The organism is uncultured Microbacterium sp., assembly GCF_913776565.1.
GTDB lineage: Bacteria > Actinomycetota > Actinomycetes > Actinomycetales > Microbacteriaceae > Microbacterium.
Map to the genome: position 1 here is coordinate 1 of NZ_CAJYPF010000257.1, position 21,072 is coordinate 21,072.

The window sequence follows — 21,072 nt, forward strand, 5'->3', positions numbered from 1 at the left end:
GAGGGAACGGGGTGCGCGGCGGGCGGGGCGGAGGGTTGGATGCCGTTGCCCCGCGGGACGAGCGACGGCGCCGACCCCCGAGGGGATCGACGCCGTCGAGGGGTCCCCGGGTCAGGCGACGGGGGCCGTCGGAGCTCCCGAGCTGCCCCCGCTGCGGCGGCGGCGGCGGCGACGCGGGGCGGCGTTGCCGTCGTGGTGCTCCTTGCCGGCTCCGTCGTGCGTGCCCGCGCCGGCGTCGGAGCGCTCGGCCCCGCCGTTCTCGCTCGCGGTCTGCGACGACGAGCCGCCGCGACGGCGGCGACGCGGAGCGCGGGTGCCGTCGGCATCCTGGCCCTCGCTCTTCTTCTCGACCTGCTTGGGTGCGACGGCCTTGGGGGCGGTGACCAGACGGCCCTTCGTGCCCTCGGGGATGTCGAGGTCGGTGTAGAGGTGGGGGCTCGACGAGTAGGTCTCGGTGGGCTCGGGCTGGCCGAACTCGAGTGCGCGGTTGATGAGGGCCCACTTGTGCACGTCGTCCCAGTCGACGAAGGTGACCGCGATACCGGTGCGACCGGCACGACCGGTGCGCCCGGCGCGGTGCAGGTAGGTCTTCTCGTCGTCGGGGATCGTGTGGTTGATCACGTGCGTGACGTCGTTGACGTCGATACCGCGTGCGGCGACGTCGGTCGCGATCAGCACGTCCTTCTTGCCGGCCTTGAAGGCGGCCATCGAGCGCTCACGGGCCTCTTGGCTCATGTCGCCGTGGACGGCGGCGGCGTTGAAGCCGCGGTCACCCAGCTCGTCGACCAGCTTCTGCGCGGCGCGCTTGGTGCGGGTGAAGATGACGGCCTTCTCGCGACCCTCGGCCTGCAGGATGCGGGCGATGACCTCGTCCTTGTCGAGCGAATGCGCGCGATAGACGAGGTGCTTGATGTTCGCCTGCGTGAGGCCCTCGTCGGGGTCGTTGGCGCGCATGTGGATGGGGTTCGACATGAAGCGGCGCGCGAGGGCGACGATAGGGCCGGGCATGGTCGCCGAGAACAGCTGCGTGTGACGCACCGCGGGGACCTTCGAGAAGATCTTCTCGATGTCGGCGAGGAAGCCCAGGTCGAGCATCTTGTCGGCCTCGTCGAGCACGACCTCGGTCGCGTGCGACAGGTCGAGCAGGCGCTGGTTGGCGAGGTCGATGAGGCGACCGGGCGTTCCGACGACGATCTGCGCGCCGGCCTTGAGCTGGTCGATCTGCCCCTCGTACGCCTTGCCGCCGTAGATCGCCACGACGCTCGTAGAGCGGTTCGAGGTCAGCATATCCATGTCCTCGTAGACCTGGACGGCGAGCTCGCGCGTGGGGACGACGATGAGCGCCTTGACGCCGGGCTCGGGGTCGAGGCCGAGTCGCTGGACGACGGGGATGCCGAAGCCGAAGGTCTTTCCGGTACCCGTCTTGGCCTGACCGATGATGTCCTGTCCGGGCAGGCCCAGGGGGATGGTCTGCTCCTGGATGGGGAAGGCGTCGATGATGCCCTTGGATGCCAGGGCATCGACGATGTCCTGGTCGATGCCGAGCTCGGCGAATGTCGTCATTGTGCGTGCCTGTTCCGGCGGCGAGAGACCGCCTGGGGGAGTCGTATCCACGCCTCACTCGTCCTCAGGCGCGGGGCCCCGATCCATCGCCGGGGCGTGTCCACTCTACCCGGCGTGTTTCTGCGGGCCCTCGACGCCTAGGCTGGGGGCGTGTTCGAGTGGTTCCGTCGTCGTCAGCGCCCGGTGGGCCGCACGCTGCAGTTGCGCTCGCGCGGAGACCTGGGCGAGGCCATGCGGGTCGACTTCGCCGAGCTCGCGCCCGACGTCGAGACCTTCCTCGGTCAGGCCGCGTATCTGCAGCTCGGCTTCTTCGAAACGCTCAGCGAACTGATCGCGCTGACTCCCGAGCTCGCCGAGAAGGAGTCGCTCTCGCGGGCGGCCGGCGCGGCCCTCATCAAGCACCAGGAGCTCGTCGCGCTCATCCGCGAGCGCGGTGCGGATCCGACGCAGCTCATGCTGCCGTTCCGCGAGTCGCTCGACGCGTTCCGCCGCAACACCCACGGGGTGCGGCCGCAGGAGACGATGCTCACCGTGCACATCACGGCGGGCATGCTCGACGATTTCTACCTCGCGCTGTCGTCCAGCTACGGCGACACCGGCAAGCGGGTGGCGCGCATCCTGCAGGCCGACGACGACCGTCAGGCGATCGTCGAGATCCTGGGCGCGACGATCGACAGCGACGAGGAATGGCGCTGGCTGCTGGCGCTGTGGGGCCGCCGCCTGGTGGGCGACACGCTGCTGGTCGCGCGTGCCGCGCTGCGCCACGGGCACCTGGACCGCGACGAAGAAGCCAAGGTCGAGCCGGTGTTCAGCGAGCTGATGGGTGCGCACGCGCGGCGGATGGATGCCATGGGCCTGGCGGCCTGAGAGCGCCTTCGCGGGATGTGGGCGAGCGTCAGCCCGCGGCTCGCCGTCGCGAGTGCGGTGGCGCTGCGGGCGCAGCGCGTGGCCGCATCGAGCGGGCCGTTCCGCTCCGGCCCGCACCCGGCCTCATTGTGCGGCGTGCGTGCAGCGCGGGCGTCTCGATCGGGCGCCGATGCCGTCAGGCGCCGATACGCGCGCGATCAGCCGCGTCCTGCGCGAGGCGCGAGCGGGTGACCAGCGGGATCAGCGACAGAACCGTCGCGGCGGGGGCCACCACGGCCACCAGCCACAGGATCGGCGAGTCGACGCCCAGACCGGCCCACGTGAGGGCGGTCCAGGCCACGGCCGCGGCCGCCGCCCCCGCGAGAGGCGCGAGCGCCGCCCCGCGCAGCTGCCGGTGCGGCAGAGCGACATGGGCGGCGAGGCCGACGACCGCGCCGATGATCAGGCCGAGCAGGATCTGCACGGGACGGTCGTCAGGCGACGAAACCGACGCGACGCGACTCTTCGGTGCCGAGTTCGACGAACGCGAGGTTGGCGATCGGGACGAGGTACGAGTTGCCCTTGACGTCGGTGAACGTGACGTGGCTGGCCGAGCTGTCGAGGGCCGAGGCGACGGCCGACTTGACGGCGTCGGAGCTCTCGTTGGTCTCGAAGTTGAGCTCGCGGCCGGTGTTGGTGATGCCGATGCGGATCTCCACGATGCGTCCTTTCCCCGCGGGCCGCGGTCGGCCCGGCGCGTGATTCGACTCTAGGGCAGGCCTCCGACACCATGACCCGTCGACGGCGCCGCTTCGCGGACGGCGAACGCCGCGTCCCCGCGGGCGATGTCGGAGGTCGCGATTAGCGTGGACGCATGCAGATTCCGGATGCCGTCGCCCCCGACGTCGCGACCGCGGTCGGTGTCGATCTCGACGTCGATCAGCGCACGGTGTCCTCATGGGCGCCCGAGACGAGCGCCGTCGTGGTGGGGGCGCCGGGCACCGGCAAGACGACGGCCCTGCTGGCGCGGGTCCGGCAGCTGGTGGCATCCGGAGTCGATCCCGACGATCTGCTCGTGCTGACGCCGACGCGTCCTGCGGCCACGGCGCTGCGCGACCCGCTGGCCCTCGCCGTGGGACGGGCCACGTCGGGGGCCCTCGCACGGTCGGTGGCGTCGTTCGCCTACCAGCTCGTGCGCGGCGCCGAGGTGCGTCGGGGCGCGGAGCCCCCGCAACTGCTCACCGGCGGCGACGAAGACCAGATCATCCGCGACCTGCTCGAGGGCGACGCCCTCGACGAGCTCGACGGCTCGTCGAGATGGCCCGACTGGCTCGGATCCTCGATCCGCGCCACCCGCGGGTTCCGCGGCGACCTGCGCGCGTTCCTCGCGGAATGCACCGATCTGGGTGTCACCTCGGCCGAGCTCCTCGATCTCTCCGAGCGACTCGACCTCCCCGTGTGGGCGTCGCTGGCGTCATTCGCCGACGAGTACCGGGCCGTACGCGCCGAGATGCGCGGGGCGCACCGCGATGCCGCCGACCTGGCCCGCGAGGCGGTGGCCGTGCTCGACGACGCGCGGGTCGATCGTGCGCTGCTCGGCCGATTCGCGTCGCTGCGCTGCGTCCTGGTCGACGACGCGCAGGAGCTCACCGCCGGCGGGATCGACCTGCTGCGCGCGTGCCGTCTGCTCGGCATCGGCGTGGTGGCGTTCGGCGATCCCGATGTCGGCTCGGGGGCGTTCCGCGGGGCGACCCCCGAGAACTTCGCGCGGCTGGCGCGCGAGCTGGGCTCGACGCACGCCCTCGGCATCCCGCACCGGGGGACGCCCGAGCAGATCGATCTGGTGCGGCAGGTCGCGTCCCGCATCGGCGCTGCGGGAGTGGTCGCGCACCGTCGTGCGCCGGCGGGTGCGGCTCCGCAGGGCTCGGTGCGGACGTACCTGCTGCGGTCGCCGGCCGAAGAGGCCGACGCCATCGCCCGTCTGCTGCGCGAGCGACACGTCCTCGAGGGGGTGCCGTGGGGGGCGTGCGCCGTGATCGCGCACGATTCGCGCCAGGTCGCCACGCTCGAGGCCGAGCTCGCCGCGCGCGAGGTGCCGGCGCGGGCGAGCGGGCCGGGACTCGCCCTCGGCGTGCAGAAACCCGTGCGCGATCTGGTGCGTCTGGTGGAGCTCGGCGCGCTCGATCCCGACGAGTGGCGGGCCGAGGACGTCGTCGACGCTCTGCTCGGCACGTTCGGGGGTCTCGACCCCATCGAGGTGCGTCGGCTGCGCACGGCCCTGCGACACGACGAGGTCTCCGCCGGCGGAACACGACCCGCGACCGAGCTGCTGGTGTCGGGCGTGCGCCACCCGCTCGAGCTCGCGACCGTCGACTCACGAGAGGCGCGACGGGCCGTCCGCCTCGGAGAGACGCTCGCCGCGATCCGTGCGCAGGCGCAGGCGCGGGCGACCGCTCACGAGATGCTGTGGACCGCGTGGGATCGCAGCGCTCTCGCGCGCACCTGGCGTGAGGCGACGCGTGGCCACGGCCCGCTCGCCGAACAGGCCGATCGCGACCTCGACGCGATCGTGGCACTGTTCCAGGCCGCCAAGCGCTACACCGAACGAGAACCCGACGGCGAGTCGTCGACCTTCCTGCGATCCGTGCTCGACAGCGACGTCGCCGAAGACCGCATCGAGCAGCCCGCGGTCGTCGACACGGTGCGCGTACTCACCCCCGCGGCCGCCGCCGGCACCTCGTTCGACACGGTCATCCTCGCCGGCGTTCAAGAGGGCGTGTGGCCGAACACCCGGTTGCGTGGCGGACTGCTCGAGACGTGGCGTCTCGCCGATGCGGTGCAGAACCCCGATCTGCCCGCCGCCGGCATGCTGGACCGGCGTCGAGCCGCGATGCACGACGAGCTCCGGTTGTTCGTGCGTGCGATCAGTCGCGCCGGCGCCCTGCTCATCGTCACGGCCGTCGACGACGACGACACCGGGCCCAGCGTGCTGTTCGAGATGCTGCCGGCACCCGAGGCGGCGGCATCCATCCCTGAGCATCCCCTGTCGCTGCGCGGCCTTGTCGCCCGTCACCGGCGCACGTTGACCGCTCCGCGGGTCGGGGCGGCCGAGCGCGTCCACGCGGCCGGGCAGCTCGCGCTGCTGGCCGCGGCCGGCGTCGCGGGCGCCGCGAGCGAGCAGTGGTACGGCGTGGCCGCCCCCAGCTCGACGGCGCCTCTGCGCGACCTCGAGCGCGAGGACGTGCGGGTGTCGCCCTCGCGACTGCACGCCCTCGAGGAGTGCGAGCTCGACTGGGTGATCGCCGACCTCGGCGGCGATCGCGGCGGCACGACCGCCGGCATCGGCACGATCATCCACGCGGCGCTCGAGACCGCGGCATCCGCTTCCGAAGACGACCTGTGGGCCGTCGTCGACGAGCGCTGGGGCGAGCTCGTGTTCGACGCGGTGTGGCGCGAACGCGCCGAGCGCACGCGGGCGCGCGACCTGGTGCGGCGCCTCGCCGCCTATCTGCGCCGCTTCGACGACGCGGGTGGGCGTCTGATCGGGGCGGAGCGGCACTTCGAGGTGCCCATCCCCGTGGCGGATGCCGCCGCGCACGGCGCCGTGTTGAGCGGCGACATCGACCGGGTCGAGGTCAACCCCGCCGGTGAGGTGGTGATCGTCGACCTCAAGACCGGGAAGAGCGAGCCCCAGACCGACGCGAAGGTCGCCGACAACCCCCAGCTCGCCGCCTATCAACTGGCCTTCTCCTCCGGGGCGATCGAGCAGGTCGCCGGCATGCCCTCGGGCGGTGCGAAACTGCTCGTCCTGCGGCCGACCGCCGCGACCAAGGATTACGCCGAACCGACGCAGAAGCCCTTCGACGATGAGCAGCGCGGCGCCTTCGTCGAGCGGGTGCAGCGTGCGGTGGGCGTGATGCGCGGCACCCGCTTCGCGGCGCCCTACGAGGTGCACTGTCGCGACGAGTTCTCGTTCGGCCTGTGCCGTATCCACACCGTCTCGGCGGTGAGCGCGTCATGACCGCGACGATGCTCTCGGCCGCCACGATCGCGGCCGCCCTGGGACAGTTCCCGCCGACCCTCGAGCAGACGGCCGTGATCGAGGCCCCGCTCGCCCCCGCGCTCGTGGTGGCCGGCGCCGGCAGCGGCAAGACCGAGACCATGGCGGGGCGGGTCGTGTGGCTCGTCGCGAACGGGCTCGTCCGCCGCGACGAGGTGCTGGGTCTCACGTTCACGCGAAAGGCCGCCGGTGAGCTCGCCGAACGCATCCAGCGTCGACTGCAGCGTCTGTCCGAGTTCGAGTCGCGCGGGCTTCTTCCGGCCCTGCCTGCCCTGCACGAGGCGGGGCGCCTGGCGGTCTTCGCCGAGATCGCGGGCCTCGAAGGGGCGCGGGGCGATGCCGTCCGTCGCGAGGCGCTTGACGCCCTCGCCGCCGAGGTCGGGGTCGCCGACGGGGCGGCCGCCGACGCGGATCAGCTGCTGCACCGGCCCACCGTGTCGACCTACAACAGCTTCGCCGACTCGATCGTGCGCGAGCACGGGTTGCGCATCGGCCGCGATTCCGAGTCGGCCGTGCTGTCCGAGTCGGCGGCGTGGCTCCTCATGCGCCGCGTCGTCTTCGCCAGCGATGATCCGCGTCTCGAACAGCGGCAGGAGTCCCCGCGCACGATCATCGACGCGGCCCTGCGCATCGCCCGTGACGGCGTCGACAATCTCGTCGACCTCGAGCGGTTGGCAGCATTCCCCGACGAGTTCGGGCGAATCGTCGAACGCCCGTCGACATCGAAGCGCGTGGTGGTTTACAAAGAGGTCGGCGAGGCGGCCGCCAAGGTGTCGGCGCTCTCGATGCTCGCCGCGCTGGCCGCCGATTACGACCGCGAGAAGGCGCGACTGGGTGTGATGGACTTCGCCGACCAGGTGGCGGGGGCCCTGCGGATCGTGCAGGAGCATCCCGCGGTCGTCGCCGAGCTGCGCGCCCGCTACCGCGTGGTGCTGCTCGACGAGTACCAGGACACCTCGGTCGTGCAGACCGACCTGCTCTCGACTCTCTTCGGCGGCACCGGGGTCATGGCCGTCGGCGACCCCCATCAGGCGATCTACGCCTGGCGCGGGGCGAGCGCCGGCAACCTCGGCGGCTTTCCCGAGGCCTTCGCCCCCGCGGGGTCGTGCCAGAGGTTCTCGCTGCTGACCAGCTGGCGCAACAGCGCCCGCGTGCTCGATGCGGCGAACGCCGTGCTCGCCCCTCTCGCCGCGCGGGCAGCGGTCGCCGTCGAAGAACTGCGCTCCCGTCCGGGTGCGCCCACCGGGCTCGTCGAGATGGTGTTCGAGAACGATCTGGATGCCGAGGCCGACCGGGTCGCAGCGTGGTTCGTGGGCGTGCGGGCGGCGCGTGCCGCCGAGGGGCGCCCCACGACGGGGGCGGTGCTGTTCCGCAGCAAGAAGCACATGGTGCGTTTCGGTGACGCGCTCGGTCGGCGCGGCATCCCTCATCGCATCCTCGGTCTGGGCGGCCTGCTCACCACCCCCGAGGTGGTCGACGTCGTCTCGGCGCTGCGCGTCATCAGCGACCCCGAGGCCGGTTCGGCGCTCATCCGTCTGCTCTCGGGGCCGCGCTGGGCCGTCGGACTCGCCGACCTGCGCGCCCTTGCACAGCTCGCTCGCCGACTCGCGACGCACGACGTGGCCCTGCAGCCGCTCGCCCCCGAGGTCGTCGACCGCCTGCGGTCGACCCCGGGCGCCGATCGTGCCTCACTCGTCGACGCGCTCGACTTCGTCACGCGCCAGACCGACGGTCACGGATGGCTCACCGACTTCACGCCCGAGGGCTGCGCGCGCCTGCGCGAAGCGGGCGCCGTGTTCGCGGGGCTGCGGCGCAGCGTGGGCGCCCCCATCCCCGAGCTCATCCGGCTGATCGAGGCCGAACTGCGACTCGACATCGAACTCGCTGCGAACGAGTCGCGCGGACCGGCGCGTATCGCCTCGGCGCAGCTGCGCGCCTTCGTCGACGAGATCCGCGGCTTCCTCGCCGCCGACGAGTCGGGGTCGGTGACCAGCCTGCTCGCGTGGCTCGATCACGCGGAGCAGGCCGACGAGTTCGCCCCCCGCACCGAGCCGCCCGAAGACGACGTGGTGCAGCTCCTCACCATCCACGGGTCGAAGGGCCTGGAGTGGGATGCCGTCGCCGTCGTGCGCCTGGTCACCGATGAGCTGCCCTCGGCTCCGCGCGATACGAAGGGGTGGCTCGCCTTCGGCGTCCTCCCCGCCGAGTTCCGCGGGGACTCCGCCTGGCTGCCGATGCTCGCCTGGCGCGGGGCGGAGACCCAGCAGGACCTCAAGGCCGCGATCGACCGGTTCGTCGCCGACAACCGCGCGCGACAGCTCGACGAGGACCGGCGACTGGCCTACGTTGCCTTCACCCGCGCCCGCGACCACCTGCTCTTGTCGGGCTCGAGCTGGTCGGGCACGAAGAAGCCCCGAACGCCCAGCGTGTTCCTCGACGAGGCCGCCGACGCTCTCGGCGTCGACCTGCGCGTCGGTGAGCCGGGCGACGACCCCTACGACGGCGAGCGTCGACTGCTGCACTGGCCCCTCGACCCGCTGGGGGCCCGCCGCACCGCCATCACCTCGGCCGTGGCGGCGGCGGAAGCGGCGCGCGCGGGTGAACCGGCCGACCCCGACCCCGACCTCGAACTGCTGCTCGCCGAGCGTGCCGAGCGTCTGCGCCCGACGCACGCTCCCGCGCCGACACGGATTCCGGCGTCCACGTTCAAGGACTTCGTCGCCGACTACGGGCGAGCCGTCGACGACCTGCGTCGCCCGATGCCCGAACGCCCGTATCGGCAGACCCGTCTCGGTACCCTCTTTCACGCGTGGGTCGAGCAGCGGTCGGGGCACGTGGGCGCGGGGATCGGCCTCGATGACGACGGGCTCTGGGACGACGACGAGGTCGGTGTGTCGGCTGCGGACGCCGACGAGCTGCAGCGTCTGCGCGAATGCTTCGAGCGTTCCGAGTGGGGAGGGCTGCGTCCGCTCGAGGTCGAGTCCGAGATCGACTTCGTCACGACGCGGCTGGACGGCCGCGAGCACGTCATCATCTGCAAGCTCGACGCCGTCTACCGCCGCGGCGACCGGTACGAGATCGTCGACTGGAAGACGGGCCGGCCGCCGAGCACCGAGGCCGACCGACGGGCGCGCATGCTGCAGCTCGAGCTGTACCGCGAGGCGTACCACGCCAAGCACGGCATCGACCTGGACCTCATCGACGTCGCCCTGTTCTACGTCGGCGACGAGGTGGTGCTGCGCGGCTGACGCGTGAGGTCGCTCAGGCGGAGTCGCCCGATACACCCCAGCGCTTCAGCGCGGCGCGGCTGGCGCGGGCGGCGTCCTCTTCATCGTCCACGTCCGCCTCGGGCGCGTGGTCGCCTTCGCGGAAGATCGGGACCGACCCGTCGCCGTGATCGCGGATCGCGGGCTCCGGGGCGTCAGAGGACGCGGACGTCTGGGACCGTGCCCACAGCGAGGTGCCGTCGGTGTCGCCCGAGAGCGCCGGACCCTGCGTGGCCGGTGCGGTCCAGCCGTCGAGGTCGACCGGGGCGGTGGCCTCCGGGTCGACGCCGTCGGGCTCGGGCAACTGGTCGACGTGGATGGCGCCGGTCTCGGCATCCGGGTTCTTGGTCTCGTCGAGGGCGTCGGCGAGGGCTTCGGCGGCGGCGGCGCGGTCTCGTTCCGCCGAGAGGTACAGCGAGAGGGCTTCGGGGTCGTAGGCGTCGGTCTGCATCGAGGTGTCGACGACGCCGGGGGCGGTGACGGGCGGCACGCTCTCGACCAGGGCCATGGCGTCGTCGATGTCGCTGCGCGTGTCGGGGACGATGTGATCGCCGCGGACGCCGTCGGCGAGGGCGTTCAGCAGGGCGACGGCGTCCGCGACGACGTCGGCCTCTCCGGCGTCGTGGCCGTGCACGAGCCAGCGGGCGAATTCGAGCTCGGCGTAGAGGCGGGCGCGCTCGCGCAGCAGGGGGTCGGGGGAGCGGTCGCCGGCCGAGGCGTACCCGTCGTGCACGTCGTCGGCGGCGAGGGGAGCGGATGCCAGCCACCGCAGGTCGATGGCCGGGTCGCCGACGCTCAGACCGGCCCAGTCGAGGATGCCGACCACGTGCGGGATCGCGTCGTCGTCGTCGGCGAGCACGATGGATGCGCTGGTCGCTCCGCCCAGCACGACGGCGGACTCGAAGCGCCACAGGTCGTCCACCTCGAGGGCGCGACGCCACCGCAGCATGAGGTCGTCGGACACACGCCCGGTGGAATCCGCGCGGTCGAGCAGTCGCTTGACGTCGTCGCGGATCTGCTCGGGCGAGCGCACGGGGAGGCCGTCGGTGCGCACGATGGAGACGGGCAGGGCGTGAACGGCCGCGAGGGCCCCACCGATGGCCGGGGCGTAACCGGGCCCCTTCGGCAGGTGTGCGGGGTCGATCCGATAGCCGTGGATGTGGTCGGTGACCAGCACGCGGTGCGCTCCCGATCCGTTCTCACCGAGCACCTCGGGCACCGCGAAGGGCAGCAGGGCGCGGACGCCCGCGGTCAGGGCGTGCAGGGCGCGCGACTCGGCCGCGAGGTCGTGTGCGCTCTCGTCGGTGGCGGGCATGCGCACGACGACCTGTCGCCCGTCGTCGGTGCGAGCCAGGGCCGCGTCGAAGCGACCGCCCGCGTTCTCGGTCAGCGCGCGGGCGCTCGTGAAGGCGGTTCCCGGGAGGGCCGTCGTCGCCGACGCGGCTAAAATGAGGGGCGAGCGTGCCATGCCCCCCAGGGTAGGTCGGCGCCCCGCTCCGTCGCCCGCGCCACGCCCTTGACCGCGGAGGTCAGGCCGACGGTCGCCCGCTCGCTCCCATCGACAGAGAGGTGCTCGATGCCGCTTTCCGCGTCTTCGTCGTCCGATTCCCTCGCCGTCCCGCCGGTCGATCGCGCCGGCGGCGAGCGCGACGACCCCGAGCTGCTGTCGCGCCTGCGGGCCGCGGCGGGCACGCGCGTGCTCGTCGTCCGCCGTGACGCGGCGCCGATGCGCGAGGGTCGCCTGGTGTTCGTCGCGGCCGACGAGCTGTCGAGCGTGCGGGAGTGGGCGTTTCTGGGGCGCGACGCCGACGGCGCGGCCGTTCTGCTCGCGGTCGTTCCCGATGAGGCCGAGGATGTCCCGTCGCCGGATGCCGAGTGGGCGCCGCTGCGGGCGTCGGGCGGCGATCTGCCCGCCGCCGAGGCGGAGCTGCTGACCACCGCCGTCGCCCTGGCGGGATGGCTGCGCGACGCGCCGTTCTGCCCGGCGTGCGGCACGCGCACCGAGCTGCGCCACGCCGGGTGGTCGCGCCACTGCCCGGTCTGCGGGCGCGAGCATTTCCCGCGCACCGACCCGGCCGTGATCGTGCTGGTCACCTCGGCGGTCGACGACCGGGTCCTGCTCGGTGCGAACGCGGCATGGGGCGGGGAGCGGTACTCCTGCTTCGCCGGGTTCGCCGAAGCGGGTGAGTCGCTCGAGGACGCCGTCGCCCGCGAGGTGAATGAAGAGGCGAATGTGCGTCTGCGTCGCGTGCAGTACCGCGGCTCGCAGGCGTGGCCGTATCCGCGGTCGCTCATGCTCGGCTTCCGCGCCGAGGTCGTCGATGACGCCGAGGCGCAGGCCGACGGGGAGGAGATCGTCGAGGTGCGGTGGTTCACCCGCGACGAGATCGGCGCCGCGATGCGCGGCGAGGGCGTGGCGCAGTTGCCGGGTCCGGCATCCATCGCCCGACGTCTGATCGACGACTGGTACCGGGGCGTGGCATGACCGGCCCTCTCGACGGTCTGGACGAGCACCAGCTCGAGGCGGCGCGTGCCCTGCGCGGACCCGTGTGCGTGTTGGCCGGCGCGGGCACCGGCAAGACGCGCGTGATCACGCGGCGGATCGCCCACGGTGTCGACACCGGGGCGTACTCGCCGCAGCGCGTGATGGCGGTGACCTTCACGGCGAAGGCCGCGGGCGAGATGCGCGGCCGTCTGCGCGCGCTGGGCGTTTCGGGCGTCTCGGCGCGGACGTTCCACGCGGCGGCCCTCGCGCAGGTCAACTTCTTCTGGCCGACCCTGGCGGGCGATCAGGCCCCCTCGATCATCGACAACAAGGTGCGGATGCTCGCCCACGCGGCCGACGGCGTGGGACTCGCGCCCGACACGGCGACGCTGCGCGATGTCGCGGCATCCATCGAGTGGAGGAAGGTGACGCTCCGTTCGATCGAGCAGTACGCGGCCGACCGGCCCGATGGTGTCGGCCGATTGTCGGTGGACCAGGTGGTCGCGCTGCAGCGCGCGTACGAGAAGCTCAAGGACGAGCGGCGGCAGATGGACTTCGAGGACGTGCTGCTGACGTGCGCGGGCATGATCGAGGCCGAACCGCGCGTGGCGGCGGCCGTGCGCGAGCAGTACCGGCACTTCACGGTCGACGAGTACCAGGACGTCTCGCCGCTGCAGAACCGCGTCCTCGAGCTGTGGCTGGGTGATCGACGCGACCTGTGCGTGGTCGGCGACGCCAGCCAGACCGTCTACTCGTTCACCGGCGCCGACGCGCGGTACCTGCTGGACTTCGAGCGCACGCACACCGATGCTCGCGTGGTGCGCCTGGAGCGCAACTACCGTTCCACGGCTCCGGTGCTCGCGGTCGCGAACGACCTCATGCGCGGCCGACAGGGCGCGCTGCAGCTCGTGGCGGCGCGCGCGGACGAGACGCCCGTCCCCACCGTGCGGGCTTTCGACGACGACGAGGACGAGGCGGCCGGGGTCGCCCGGTCGATCCGGGACCTGCTCGCGAGCGGGGTGGACCCGCACGACGTCGCCGTGCTGTACCGCTCGCATGCGCAGTCGGCGGCCCTGCTCACCGCGCTGTCGGGCGTGGGGATCGCGGCGTCGGTGCTGGGCGGCCGGAAGTTCTTCGATCTGCCCGAGGTGCGTCAGGCGCTGATGGCCCTGCGTGCGGCGTCGGTGGCGCCGATCAGCACCGGGTTCGTCGCGACGGTCCGCGACGTGCTGCGCAGCGTCGGGCTGACCGACGACCCGCCCGAGGCGGGCGGTGCGCTGCGCGAGGCGTGGGAGGCGCGCGCCGCGCTGCTGCGCCTCGCCGAGGAGGCGCCCGAGGGCACCGACCTGCGCGCGTTCACCGACGACCTGCAGGCGCGAGCCCGCGACCAGCACGAACCGACCACGCGGACGGTCACGCTGGCGACGTTGCACGCGGCGAAGGGCCTGGAGTGGGATCACGTGTACCTCGTGGGGGTGAGCGAGGGACTGCTGCCGATCTCGTACGCCAAGACCTTCGAGTCGGTCGACGAGGAGCGCCGCCTCGCATACGTCGGCGTCACGCGGGCCGCGCGAACGCTGTCGGTGAGCTGGGCGCGAGGGCGCGGGCGGATGGAACGCGCGCCGTCGCGCTTCCTGCGAGAGATCGGCAGCGGCAGTCTGCGCTCGGCCGATGCAGCGTCCAGGCCCGCCGGAACGAGTCGGCGCGCAGGCGCAGCGAGCGGCTCGTCGACCCGATAGGCGCGGTGAGCAGGAAGCGCGCCGCACGTCCCGCCTCGGCGGCCAGGGCGACATCGACGTCGGGTCGCGGACGACCCAGCAGCTGCGCCGCGACGAGCGGCCAGTGCGGGTCGCTCTCGCGCTGGACCGCGTCGAGGCAGGCCAGGCACGCCGTGCGTCCGGGGTCCACGACCGGTCCGATCGCGGCGCTCGCCCCGTCGAGCACGAGCGGAAGGTGCGTGACGTCATCGCGCACGAGCGCCGCCGTGCGCCGCGGGTCGACGCGGTAGGCCGCCAGCACCACGACCCGTGCGTCGGCGGGCACAGGATCGCTGGCCGGCCCCGCCCACGACACGACGCTCGTGCGTCCCGGAAGGGCGGCGAGCACCGCACGGACGGCGCGGGCGGGAAGGTCGTCGGCGGTCTGCACGACGATCGGCGGATGCCGCGGCGCCCGGGCCAGGGCGGGGGCGATCTCGGCGAGCAGGGCGTCGCACGCGGACCCGTCGGCCCCGTGCAGTCGGGCGAGCGCGCGCAGTTCGGCGCGGGGCGCGCCGGGCACGAGGGCGGCGACCACCCGGTCGACCCAGACCCCGGCGGTCGGTGTCACGGCGACGGCAGGGGCCCCGAACTGCACGCGGCCGTCGTGGCGCCAGAGCGGGGGAGCGGCGGAATCGAGTCGGATCATGCCCCGAGCCTGTCCTGTCGAACGGGTCGGGATGCCGCTGTCCCCACCCCGACGCCTGGATCGGGCGGTGGGGAGAAACGGCGGACGCCCGCGGCGGGAACGGATCCCCACCGCGGGCGTCCGCCGCGGAAGCAGCCTCAGACCGGCCGCTGGTCTCCCGGCGCGGCATCGTCGTCGCTGTCCGGCCCGGTCGCCGAGCCGTCGCCGTCCGGCCCGGTCGCAGAGCCGTCGCCGTCCGGCCCGGGCGCAGAGCCGTCGCTGCCGGAGGAAGCGGCATCCCGCCCTCCCGAAGCCTCTTCGGCCAGCAGCTGCGCGAGGGCATCGTCCATGGCGTCGGCGGGCGCGGCCTCGCCGCGCGACGCGGCCGTCAGCCGAGCGACGAGAGCCGCGGGGTCGTCGATGTCGTCCGACGTCGGCATGAGGTCGGGGTAGTCCCACAGCGCGTCGCGTCCGTCGACGCCCACGGCGTCGGTCACCGCGCGCCACATGGCCGCGGCCTCGCGCATGCGGCGGGGGCGCAGTTCGAGTCCGACGAGCGAACCGAGCGCCTGCTCGGCGGGACCGCCGACGGCGCGGCGGCGACGGACGGCCTCGGCGATGCGCGCGGCCGAGGGCAGGCGCGAGGTGGCGTCCTCGGTCACGACGTCGACCCAGCCCTCGATCGTGGCCAGCAGGTTCTCGAGGCGCGTGAGCGCGGCGGTCTGCTCCTCGCTGCGCTCGGGCAGCAGGGCGCCGCTCTCGAGAGCCCCGCGCAGCTCGTCGGGCTGCGACGGGTCGAAGCGCGTGGCGAGCTCCTCGAGCGCGTCGGTGTCGACGCGGATGCCGTGGGCGAAGTCGCGCACCTGCGAGATGACGTGCAGTCGCAACCAGCGCGCGTGGCGGAACAGTCGCGCGTGCGCGAGCTCGCGGGTCGCGAGGTAGAGCGCCAGCTGGTCGTCGGGGATCTCGAGGTCGCGACCGAAGTCTGCGAAGTTCTGCGGCAGGATCGCGGCGTCGCCGTCGGGCATGACCGGGATGCCGACGTCCCCGCCGCCGACGACCTCGGTCGACAGGCGCCCGACGACGTGGCCCAGTTGGGTGGCGAAGAGGGAGCCGCCGACGGTGCGCATGAGGCGCCCGGCGCCCGCGATCATCTCCTGCATGTCGTCCGGAGCCTGCTGGCCGAGGGCCGCGGTCAGGGCGTCGGCGATGCTCGTCGCGACGGGCTCGGCGAGCTCCTGCCACACGGGCAGGGTGGCGCTGACCCAGGCGCCGCGGGTGACGACGCGCGGGGGGCGCGGCAGGTCCGAGATCGTCGTGGCCTCGCCCAGCCACAGCCCGGCGAGGGTGAAGGCCTGGTCGAGGTCGGTCTTCTGGCCCGTGGTGACGCCCAGGCCGTCCTGGTTGGCGATGTGCAGGGCCTGGCGTTCGGCCAGGCTCCAGTCGACGCCGTCCTGCGTGCCGGCGAAGGCGCCCTGCAGCTGGCTCATCACCGCCTGCAGCATGGCGGGGTCGATCTGCATGCCCGACAGGCGGGAGAGCTGCTCGGGATCGATCCCGCTGACGTCGCCCGACATCAGGCGACGCATGAGCTCCTGGAACTCCTCTTCGGGGTTCCGGTCGTCGTCTGCCACTTCAGCCGCCTTTCAGCCAGGTCTGGGGATGGGAGTCCTACGCTAGTCGCACGCTTCCCCGCATCAGACGGCCCGGCCTCTCACCGCCTTACGCCGCGCGCGAACGACGACCCGCTGAAGGATTGAGACCGTGACCCTGTTCGACCAGAACGTCTCCCGCGCGCCGGTGACCGAGCCCGAGCCCCCGCGGCGGTGGGGGCGCGGCACCGTCACGGGCGTGTGGGCGCTCACGCTCGCCGTCGTGGTGCTGTTCGTGCTCACCTTCGTGCCGTCGGGATACGTCATCCAGCAGCCCGGACCGGTCTACAACACCCTCGGCACCTCGACGACCGCCGACGGCCAGCAGGTGCCGCTGATCTCCGTTCCGAACGAGCAGGACACCACCACCGACGGGCAGCTCGATCTGCTCACCGTGCAGGTCAGCGGCAACCGCGAGCGGACGCCGTCGTGGATCGACCTGGTGCAGGCGTGGTTCGACCCCTCGCGCGCGGTCGTCCCGATCGATCGCATCTTCCCCGCGGGGCAGACCACCGAGCAGCGCAACACCGAGAACGCCGCGCTCATGACCGACTCGCAGAACGAGGCCAGTGCCGCGGCCCTGCGCGAGCAGGGTTACACCGTCCCGCAGACCATCACGGTCATGACCGTCGACGAGGCCGGCGCCACCGCCGGGGTCCTGCAGCAGAACGATGTCATCACGTCGGTGAACGGTGTCGACGTCACCAGCGTCGAGGCGGTCCGCTCCGCGGTTCAGGATGCCGCCGGCGCGCCTGTGACGCTCGGCTTCGACCGTGACGGGACGGCGCGCACGGCAGAGGTCACCCCGAAGCCCACCGACGTCGACGGCCGGCAGCAGTACCTGCTGGGCGTCGGGCTCGGCATCTCGTTCGACCTGCCGGTCGACGTGCAGATCCAGCTCAACGACGTGGGCGGCCCGAGCGCCGGGATGATGTTCGCCCTCGGTATCATCGACAAGATGACGCCCGGCGACCTCACGGGCGGCCAGCACATCGCGGGCACCGGCACGATCGACGCCGACGGCAACGTCGGCCCGATCGGTGGCATCCGTCAGAAGCTCTACGGAGCCCGGGATGCCGGTGCGACCTGGTTCCTGGCCCCCGAGGCGAACTGCGACGAGGTCGTCGGTCACGTGCCCGACGGCATCCGCGTGTTCTCCACCTCGACGCTCGGGCAGTCGCTCACCGCGCTCGAGACGATCCGCGACGGGGGAGACCTCGACGCCCTGCCGACGTGTGGTTCGCAGTCGTAGCATTCACGGCGAACCCCGGGAATCCCGCGCCTAGGATGAGGGGGTGACCACGACCTCAGCGCCGAACCAGGCCACGCCCCCGAACCGCTCTCGACGGATCATCTCGATCACCCTGGCGGTGATCGCAGCGCTCGTCGTCGCGTTCTTCGTCTTCGCGAACCTGTACTCCGATTGGCTGTGGTTCTCGCAGCTCGGCTTCACGGGTGTGCTCACCACGCAGTGGATCGCGCGCACCGTGATGTTCCTCGTCGGGTTCCTCGCGATGGCCGTTCCGGTGTGGGGTGCCATCCAGCTCGCTTACCGCCTGCGTCCCGTGTACGCGCGGCTGAGCTCGCAGCTCGACCGCTACCAAGAGGTGGTCGAGCCGCTGCGCCGCCTGGCGATGTGGGGGATCCCGGTGTTCTTCGGCTTCTTCGCCGGGTTCGCGGCATCCGCTCAGTGGGAGACGACCTGGCTCTGGGTCAACGGGGTCGCGACCTCGGTGACCGACCCGCAGTTCGGTCTCGACACCGGCTTCTACCTCTTCGCCATGCCGTTCTACGCGGCGGCGCTGGGCTTCGCCTCGGCCGTGGTGCTGGTCAGCCTGCTGCTGACGGCCGTCGTGTCGTACCTGTACGGGTCGGTGCGCGTGGGCCAGCGCGAGCTGCGCATCTCGAAGGCGGCGCGCATCCAGCTCGCCATCCTCGCCGGTCTCTACCTGCTGCTGCAGGGCGTCAGCCTGTGGCTCGACCGCTTCCGCACGCTGGTGGAGCCGTCCGAGCGCATCACCGGTCCCGGCTTCGTGGGTGCGAACGCCGTCATCCCCGGCCAGACCATCCTCGCCATCGCCGCGGTCATCGTGGCGATCGCGTTCTTCGTCACCGCCTTCCTCGGTCGCTGGCGCTACCCCCTCATCGGTACCGCCCTGCTCGTCGTCTCGGCGATCGTCGTGGGAGCCGCGATCCCGTGGGCCGTCACCACGTTCCAGGTGCGCCCGAACGAGCTCACCCTCGAGAGCCAGTACTACCAGCGCAACCTCGACGGGACGAAGGCCGCGTACGGCATCGACAAGGTCGAGAAGGAGAACTTCCAGGCCACCACGACCGCCGAGGCCGGTCAGCTGCGCAACGACGCCGAGTCCACCGCGCAGCTGCGCATCATGGACCCCGCGATCATCGGCCCCACGGTGCGTCAGCTCGAGCAGTACCGCGCGTACTACCAGTTCACCAACCCGCTCGACGTCGACCGCTACACGATCGACGGCAAGACGCAGGACACCGTCGTGTCGCTGCGCGAGCTGAACATCGGGCAGCTCGGCGACGCCGCGTCGTGGCAGAACACCACGCTCGTGTACACCCACGGCTACGGCATGGTCGCGGCCGCGGGCAACGAGCGCACCGCCGACGGCGACCCCGTGTTCCTCGAGCAGGCGATCCCCGGTACGGGCTTCCTCACCGATCTCAACTACGAGCCCCGCGTGTACTTCGGCGAGAACTCGCCGCAGTACTCCATCGTGGGCGCGCCCGAGGGCAGCGACCCGATCGAGCTCGACTACCCGCTGGGTGCCGACGGCGGGACCGAGACGCGGACGACCTTCAACGGCAACGGTGGGCCGAGCGTCGGCAACGTCTTCAACCGCCTCATCTACGCGCTGAAGTTCCAGTCCGAGCAGATCCTCTTCTCGGACAGCGTCAACGCCGACTCGCAGATCCTCTACGACCGCAACCCCAAGGAGCGCGTCCAGAAGGTCGCGCCGTACCTGACGCTCGACAGCGACCCGTACCCCACGGTCGTCGACGGACGGATCAAGTGGGTCGTGGACGGCTACACCACCAGCTCGAACTACCCCTACTCGACGGGGGTGTCGCTCTCGCGGGCGATCGCCGATTCGAACAACCCGGCTCCCACCTACGCGCTGGATGACATCAACTACATCCGCAACTCGGTCAAGGCCACGGTCGACGCCTACGACGGTTCGGTGCAGCTGTACGCGTGGGACGACGAGGATCCGCTGCTCAAGGCGTGGCAGAACATCTACCCCTCCTCGCTCAAGCCGTGGAGCGAGATGTCGGCCGACCTGATGAGCCACGTCCGGTACCCGACCGACCTGATGAAGGTGCAGCGGTCGATGCTCGGCGTCTACCACGTCGACGACGCGACGTCGTTCTACCGGCAGGACAACCGGTGGACCACGCCGAACGACCCGCAGGACCCGGCGACCTTCCAGCCGCCGTACTACCTGACGATGAAGATGCCCAGCCAGGACGACCCGACGTACTCGATGTTCACGAGCTTCATCCCGGCGTCCCAGGGCGGTCAGGCGCGAAACGTGCTCACGGGGTATCTCGCCGTGGACTCCAACGCGGGCAGCCAACAGGGCACCAAGCGCGACGACTACGGGCGATTGCGCATGCTCGTGATCGACGCGGCCACCACGGTGCCCGGTCCGGGGCAGGTGCAGAACACCTTCGACTCCGACACCAACGTGTCGTCGCAGATCAACATCCTGCAGCAGGGGCAGTCGCAGGTGCTCAACGGAAACCTGTTGACGCTCCCGGTCGGCGGCGGTCTGCTGTACGTGCAGCCGGTGTTCGTGCAGTCCTCGGGTGACACCAAGCTGCCGCAGCTGCGGCGCGTGCTCGTCGCGTTCGGCAACAAGATCGCGTTCGAGAACACTCTCAGCGAGGCCCTCGACTCCCTGTTCGGCGGCGACTCGGGCGCGAACACGGGTGACGAGACCGTCACCCCGACCGATCAGGGCCAGGGCGGCACCGGTGGCACGTCGACGGGCGGTGGGACGACCGTGCCCGCCGTCGACTACGCCGCGGCCCTGCAGGAGGCGCGCGACGCGCTGACGGCTCGTCAGGCGGCGCTCACCAGCGGTGACCTCGCCGAGTTCGCCACGCAGGACGCCCGCCTCACCGCGGCCGTGCAGCGACTGCTCGACCTCGAGAGCCAGGGCCAGGGCGGCACGGCGACGCTGTCGCCCACGCCGACCCCGTCGGCCACGCCCGCGGGCTGACCCCTCGCACCGACGCCGGCGCTCCGCTTCCGCGGGCGCCGGCGTCGTCGCATCCGGCGTCGTCGCGCCGTCGTTCCCGCGCGCCCGGCGCCGCGGACACGCCCGCGCCCCCGGGCGATCCGCGAGACTGCACGCCGCTGACAACTCGGCGACATCCTGCAACCGACTTGTCAGCTCCATGCAGTCTCGAGCGCCCGAGCACGCCCGAGCACGCCCGCGCCGCGCGCGCCCCGCGCGCGCCGCGGCGTCACGCGCTCAGGAACCACCACCAGATCAGCAGCATCGTCGTGCCGAAGCCGGCGATCTGGTTCAACCACAGGAAGCGGTTCCATCCGGCGGTGGCGCGGTCGGATTCGGCATCCGTCACGTTCCGGTAGGGCCAGCACACGACCAGGTACGGGATGACGAGCAGGGCGGCCAGCGGACCGGGCCAGGCCGTGAACAGCATCGCGACGCCGGCCAGGGCGTACGCGGTCAGTGCGAAGCGCACCGTCCAGCGGGCGCCGCGGGCGGTGGCGATCGATGAGATGTCGGCGGCGCGGTCGGCCTCGACGTCCTGCAC

12 protein-coding genes and 1 pseudogene are annotated in these 21,072 nt (G+C 72.2%); 7 read left to right on the plus strand and 6 right to left on the minus strand.

Features of this window, described 5'->3' with window-relative positions; all coding sequences use genetic code 11:
- Window positions 1-111: 111 nt before the first annotated feature.
- Window positions 112-1,563 carry a DEAD/DEAH box helicase gene (locus QZ433_RS14155; protein WP_295784676.1) on the minus strand — a complete coding sequence of 484 codons (1,452 nt, stop codon included), beginning with the start codon at window positions 1,561-1,563 and terminating at the stop codon, window positions 112-114.
- Between the two features lie 150 nt (window positions 1,564-1,713).
- On the opposite strand from QZ433_RS14155, the gene QZ433_RS14160 reads away from it, so the two are divergent.
- Window positions 1,714-2,430 (plus strand): ferritin-like fold-containing protein, encoded by a 717-nt coding sequence (locus QZ433_RS14160; protein ID WP_295784678.1) that lies wholly within the window; start codon window positions 1,714-1,716, stop codon window positions 2,428-2,430.
- Window positions 2,431-2,605: 175 nt separating this feature from the next.
- Here QZ433_RS14160 and QZ433_RS14165 read toward each other — a convergent pair whose 3' ends face one another.
- Entirely contained in the window at window positions 2,606-2,893 is a 288-nt protein-coding gene (locus QZ433_RS14165; protein WP_295784680.1) for a hypothetical protein, read from the minus strand.
- Window positions 2,894-2,903: 10 nt separating this feature from the next.
- Entirely contained in the window at window positions 2,904-3,128 is a 225-nt protein-coding gene (locus QZ433_RS14170; protein ID WP_295784682.1) for a DUF3107 domain-containing protein, read from the minus strand.
- Between the two features lie 155 nt (window positions 3,129-3,283).
- On the opposite strand from QZ433_RS14170, the gene QZ433_RS14175 reads away from it, so the two are divergent.
- Together QZ433_RS14175 and QZ433_RS14180 are read left to right on the plus strand one after the other, a co-directional pair.
- Entirely contained in the window at window positions 3,284-6,430 is a 3,147-nt protein-coding gene (locus QZ433_RS14175; protein ID WP_295784684.1) for an ATP-dependent DNA helicase, read from the plus strand.
- Window positions 6,427-9,717: an ATP-dependent DNA helicase gene (locus QZ433_RS14180; RefSeq protein WP_295784686.1), complete on the plus strand. Its 3,291-nt coding sequence runs from the start codon at window positions 6,427-6,429 to the stop codon at window positions 9,715-9,717. Before QZ433_RS14175 ends, QZ433_RS14180 begins: the two co-directional genes overlap by 4 nt.
- Before the next feature lie 13 nt (window positions 9,718-9,730).
- On the opposite strand, the gene QZ433_RS14185 is transcribed toward QZ433_RS14180, so the two are convergent.
- Entirely contained in the window at window positions 9,731-11,203 is a 1,473-nt protein-coding gene (locus QZ433_RS14185) for a phosphotransferase (RefSeq protein ID WP_295784688.1), read from the minus strand.
- A 108-nt stretch (window positions 11,204-11,311) separates the two neighbouring features.
- On the opposite strand from QZ433_RS14185, the gene nudC reads away from it, so the two are divergent.
- Window positions 11,312-12,220, plus strand: a complete 909-nt coding sequence (gene nudC, locus QZ433_RS14190; RefSeq protein WP_295784690.1) for an NAD(+) diphosphatase — start codon at window positions 11,312-11,314, stop codon at window positions 12,218-12,220.
- Entirely contained in the window at window positions 12,217-13,959 is a 1,743-nt protein-coding gene (locus tag QZ433_RS14195; protein ID WP_295784692.1) for an ATP-dependent helicase, read from the plus strand. Before nudC ends, QZ433_RS14195 begins: the two co-directional genes overlap by 4 nt.
- A gap of 804 nt (window positions 13,960-14,763) precedes the next feature.
- Here QZ433_RS14195 and QZ433_RS14200 read toward each other — a convergent pair.
- Window positions 14,764-16,239 (minus strand): zinc-dependent metalloprotease, encoded by a 1,476-nt coding sequence (locus QZ433_RS14200; protein ID WP_295784694.1) that lies wholly within the window; start codon window positions 16,237-16,239, stop codon window positions 14,764-14,766.
- Window positions 16,240-16,369: 130 nt separating this feature from the next.
- On the opposite strand from QZ433_RS14200, the gene QZ433_RS14205 reads away from it, so the two are divergent.
- Together QZ433_RS14205 and QZ433_RS14210 are read left to right on the plus strand one after the other, a co-directional pair.
- Complete coding sequence (locus QZ433_RS14205; protein ID WP_295784695.1) at window positions 16,370-17,509, plus strand: S16 family serine protease; 1,140 nt, start codon at window positions 16,370-16,372, stop codon at window positions 17,507-17,509.
- A 43-nt stretch (window positions 17,510-17,552) separates the two neighbouring features.
- Complete coding sequence (locus QZ433_RS14210; protein WP_295784697.1) at window positions 17,553-20,510, plus strand: UPF0182 family protein; 2,958 nt, start codon at window positions 17,553-17,555, stop codon at window positions 20,508-20,510.
- 247 nt (window positions 20,511-20,757) lie between these two features.
- On the opposite strand, the pseudogene QZ433_RS14215 reads toward QZ433_RS14210, so the two are convergent.
- Window positions 20,758-21,072 (minus strand): annotated as a pseudogene (locus QZ433_RS14215) (prenyltransferase); the annotation flags it as partial.

What these genes read in the sequence shown, in the direction of transcription:
- QZ433_RS14155 (WP_295784676.1), bottom strand. Translation starts at nt 1,563, where the DNA reads ATGACGACATTCGCCGAGCTCGGCATCGACCAGGACATCGTCGATGCC.
- QZ433_RS14175 (WP_295784684.1), top strand. Translation starts at nt 3,284, where the DNA reads ATGCAGATTCCGGATGCCGTCGCCCCCGACGTCGCGACCGCGGTCGGT.
- QZ433_RS14180 (WP_295784686.1), top strand. Translation starts at nt 6,427, where the DNA reads ATGACCGCGACGATGCTCTCGGCCGCCACGATCGCGGCCGCCCTGGGA.
- QZ433_RS14185 (WP_295784688.1), bottom strand. Translation starts at nt 11,203, where the DNA reads ATGGCACGCTCGCCCCTCATTTTAGCCGCGTCGGCGACGACGGCCCTC.
- nudC (WP_295784690.1), top strand. Translation starts at nt 11,312, where the DNA reads ATGCCGCTTTCCGCGTCTTCGTCGTCCGATTCCCTCGCCGTCCCGCCG.
- QZ433_RS14195 (WP_295784692.1), top strand. Translation starts at nt 12,217, where the DNA reads ATGACCGGCCCTCTCGACGGTCTGGACGAGCACCAGCTCGAGGCGGCG.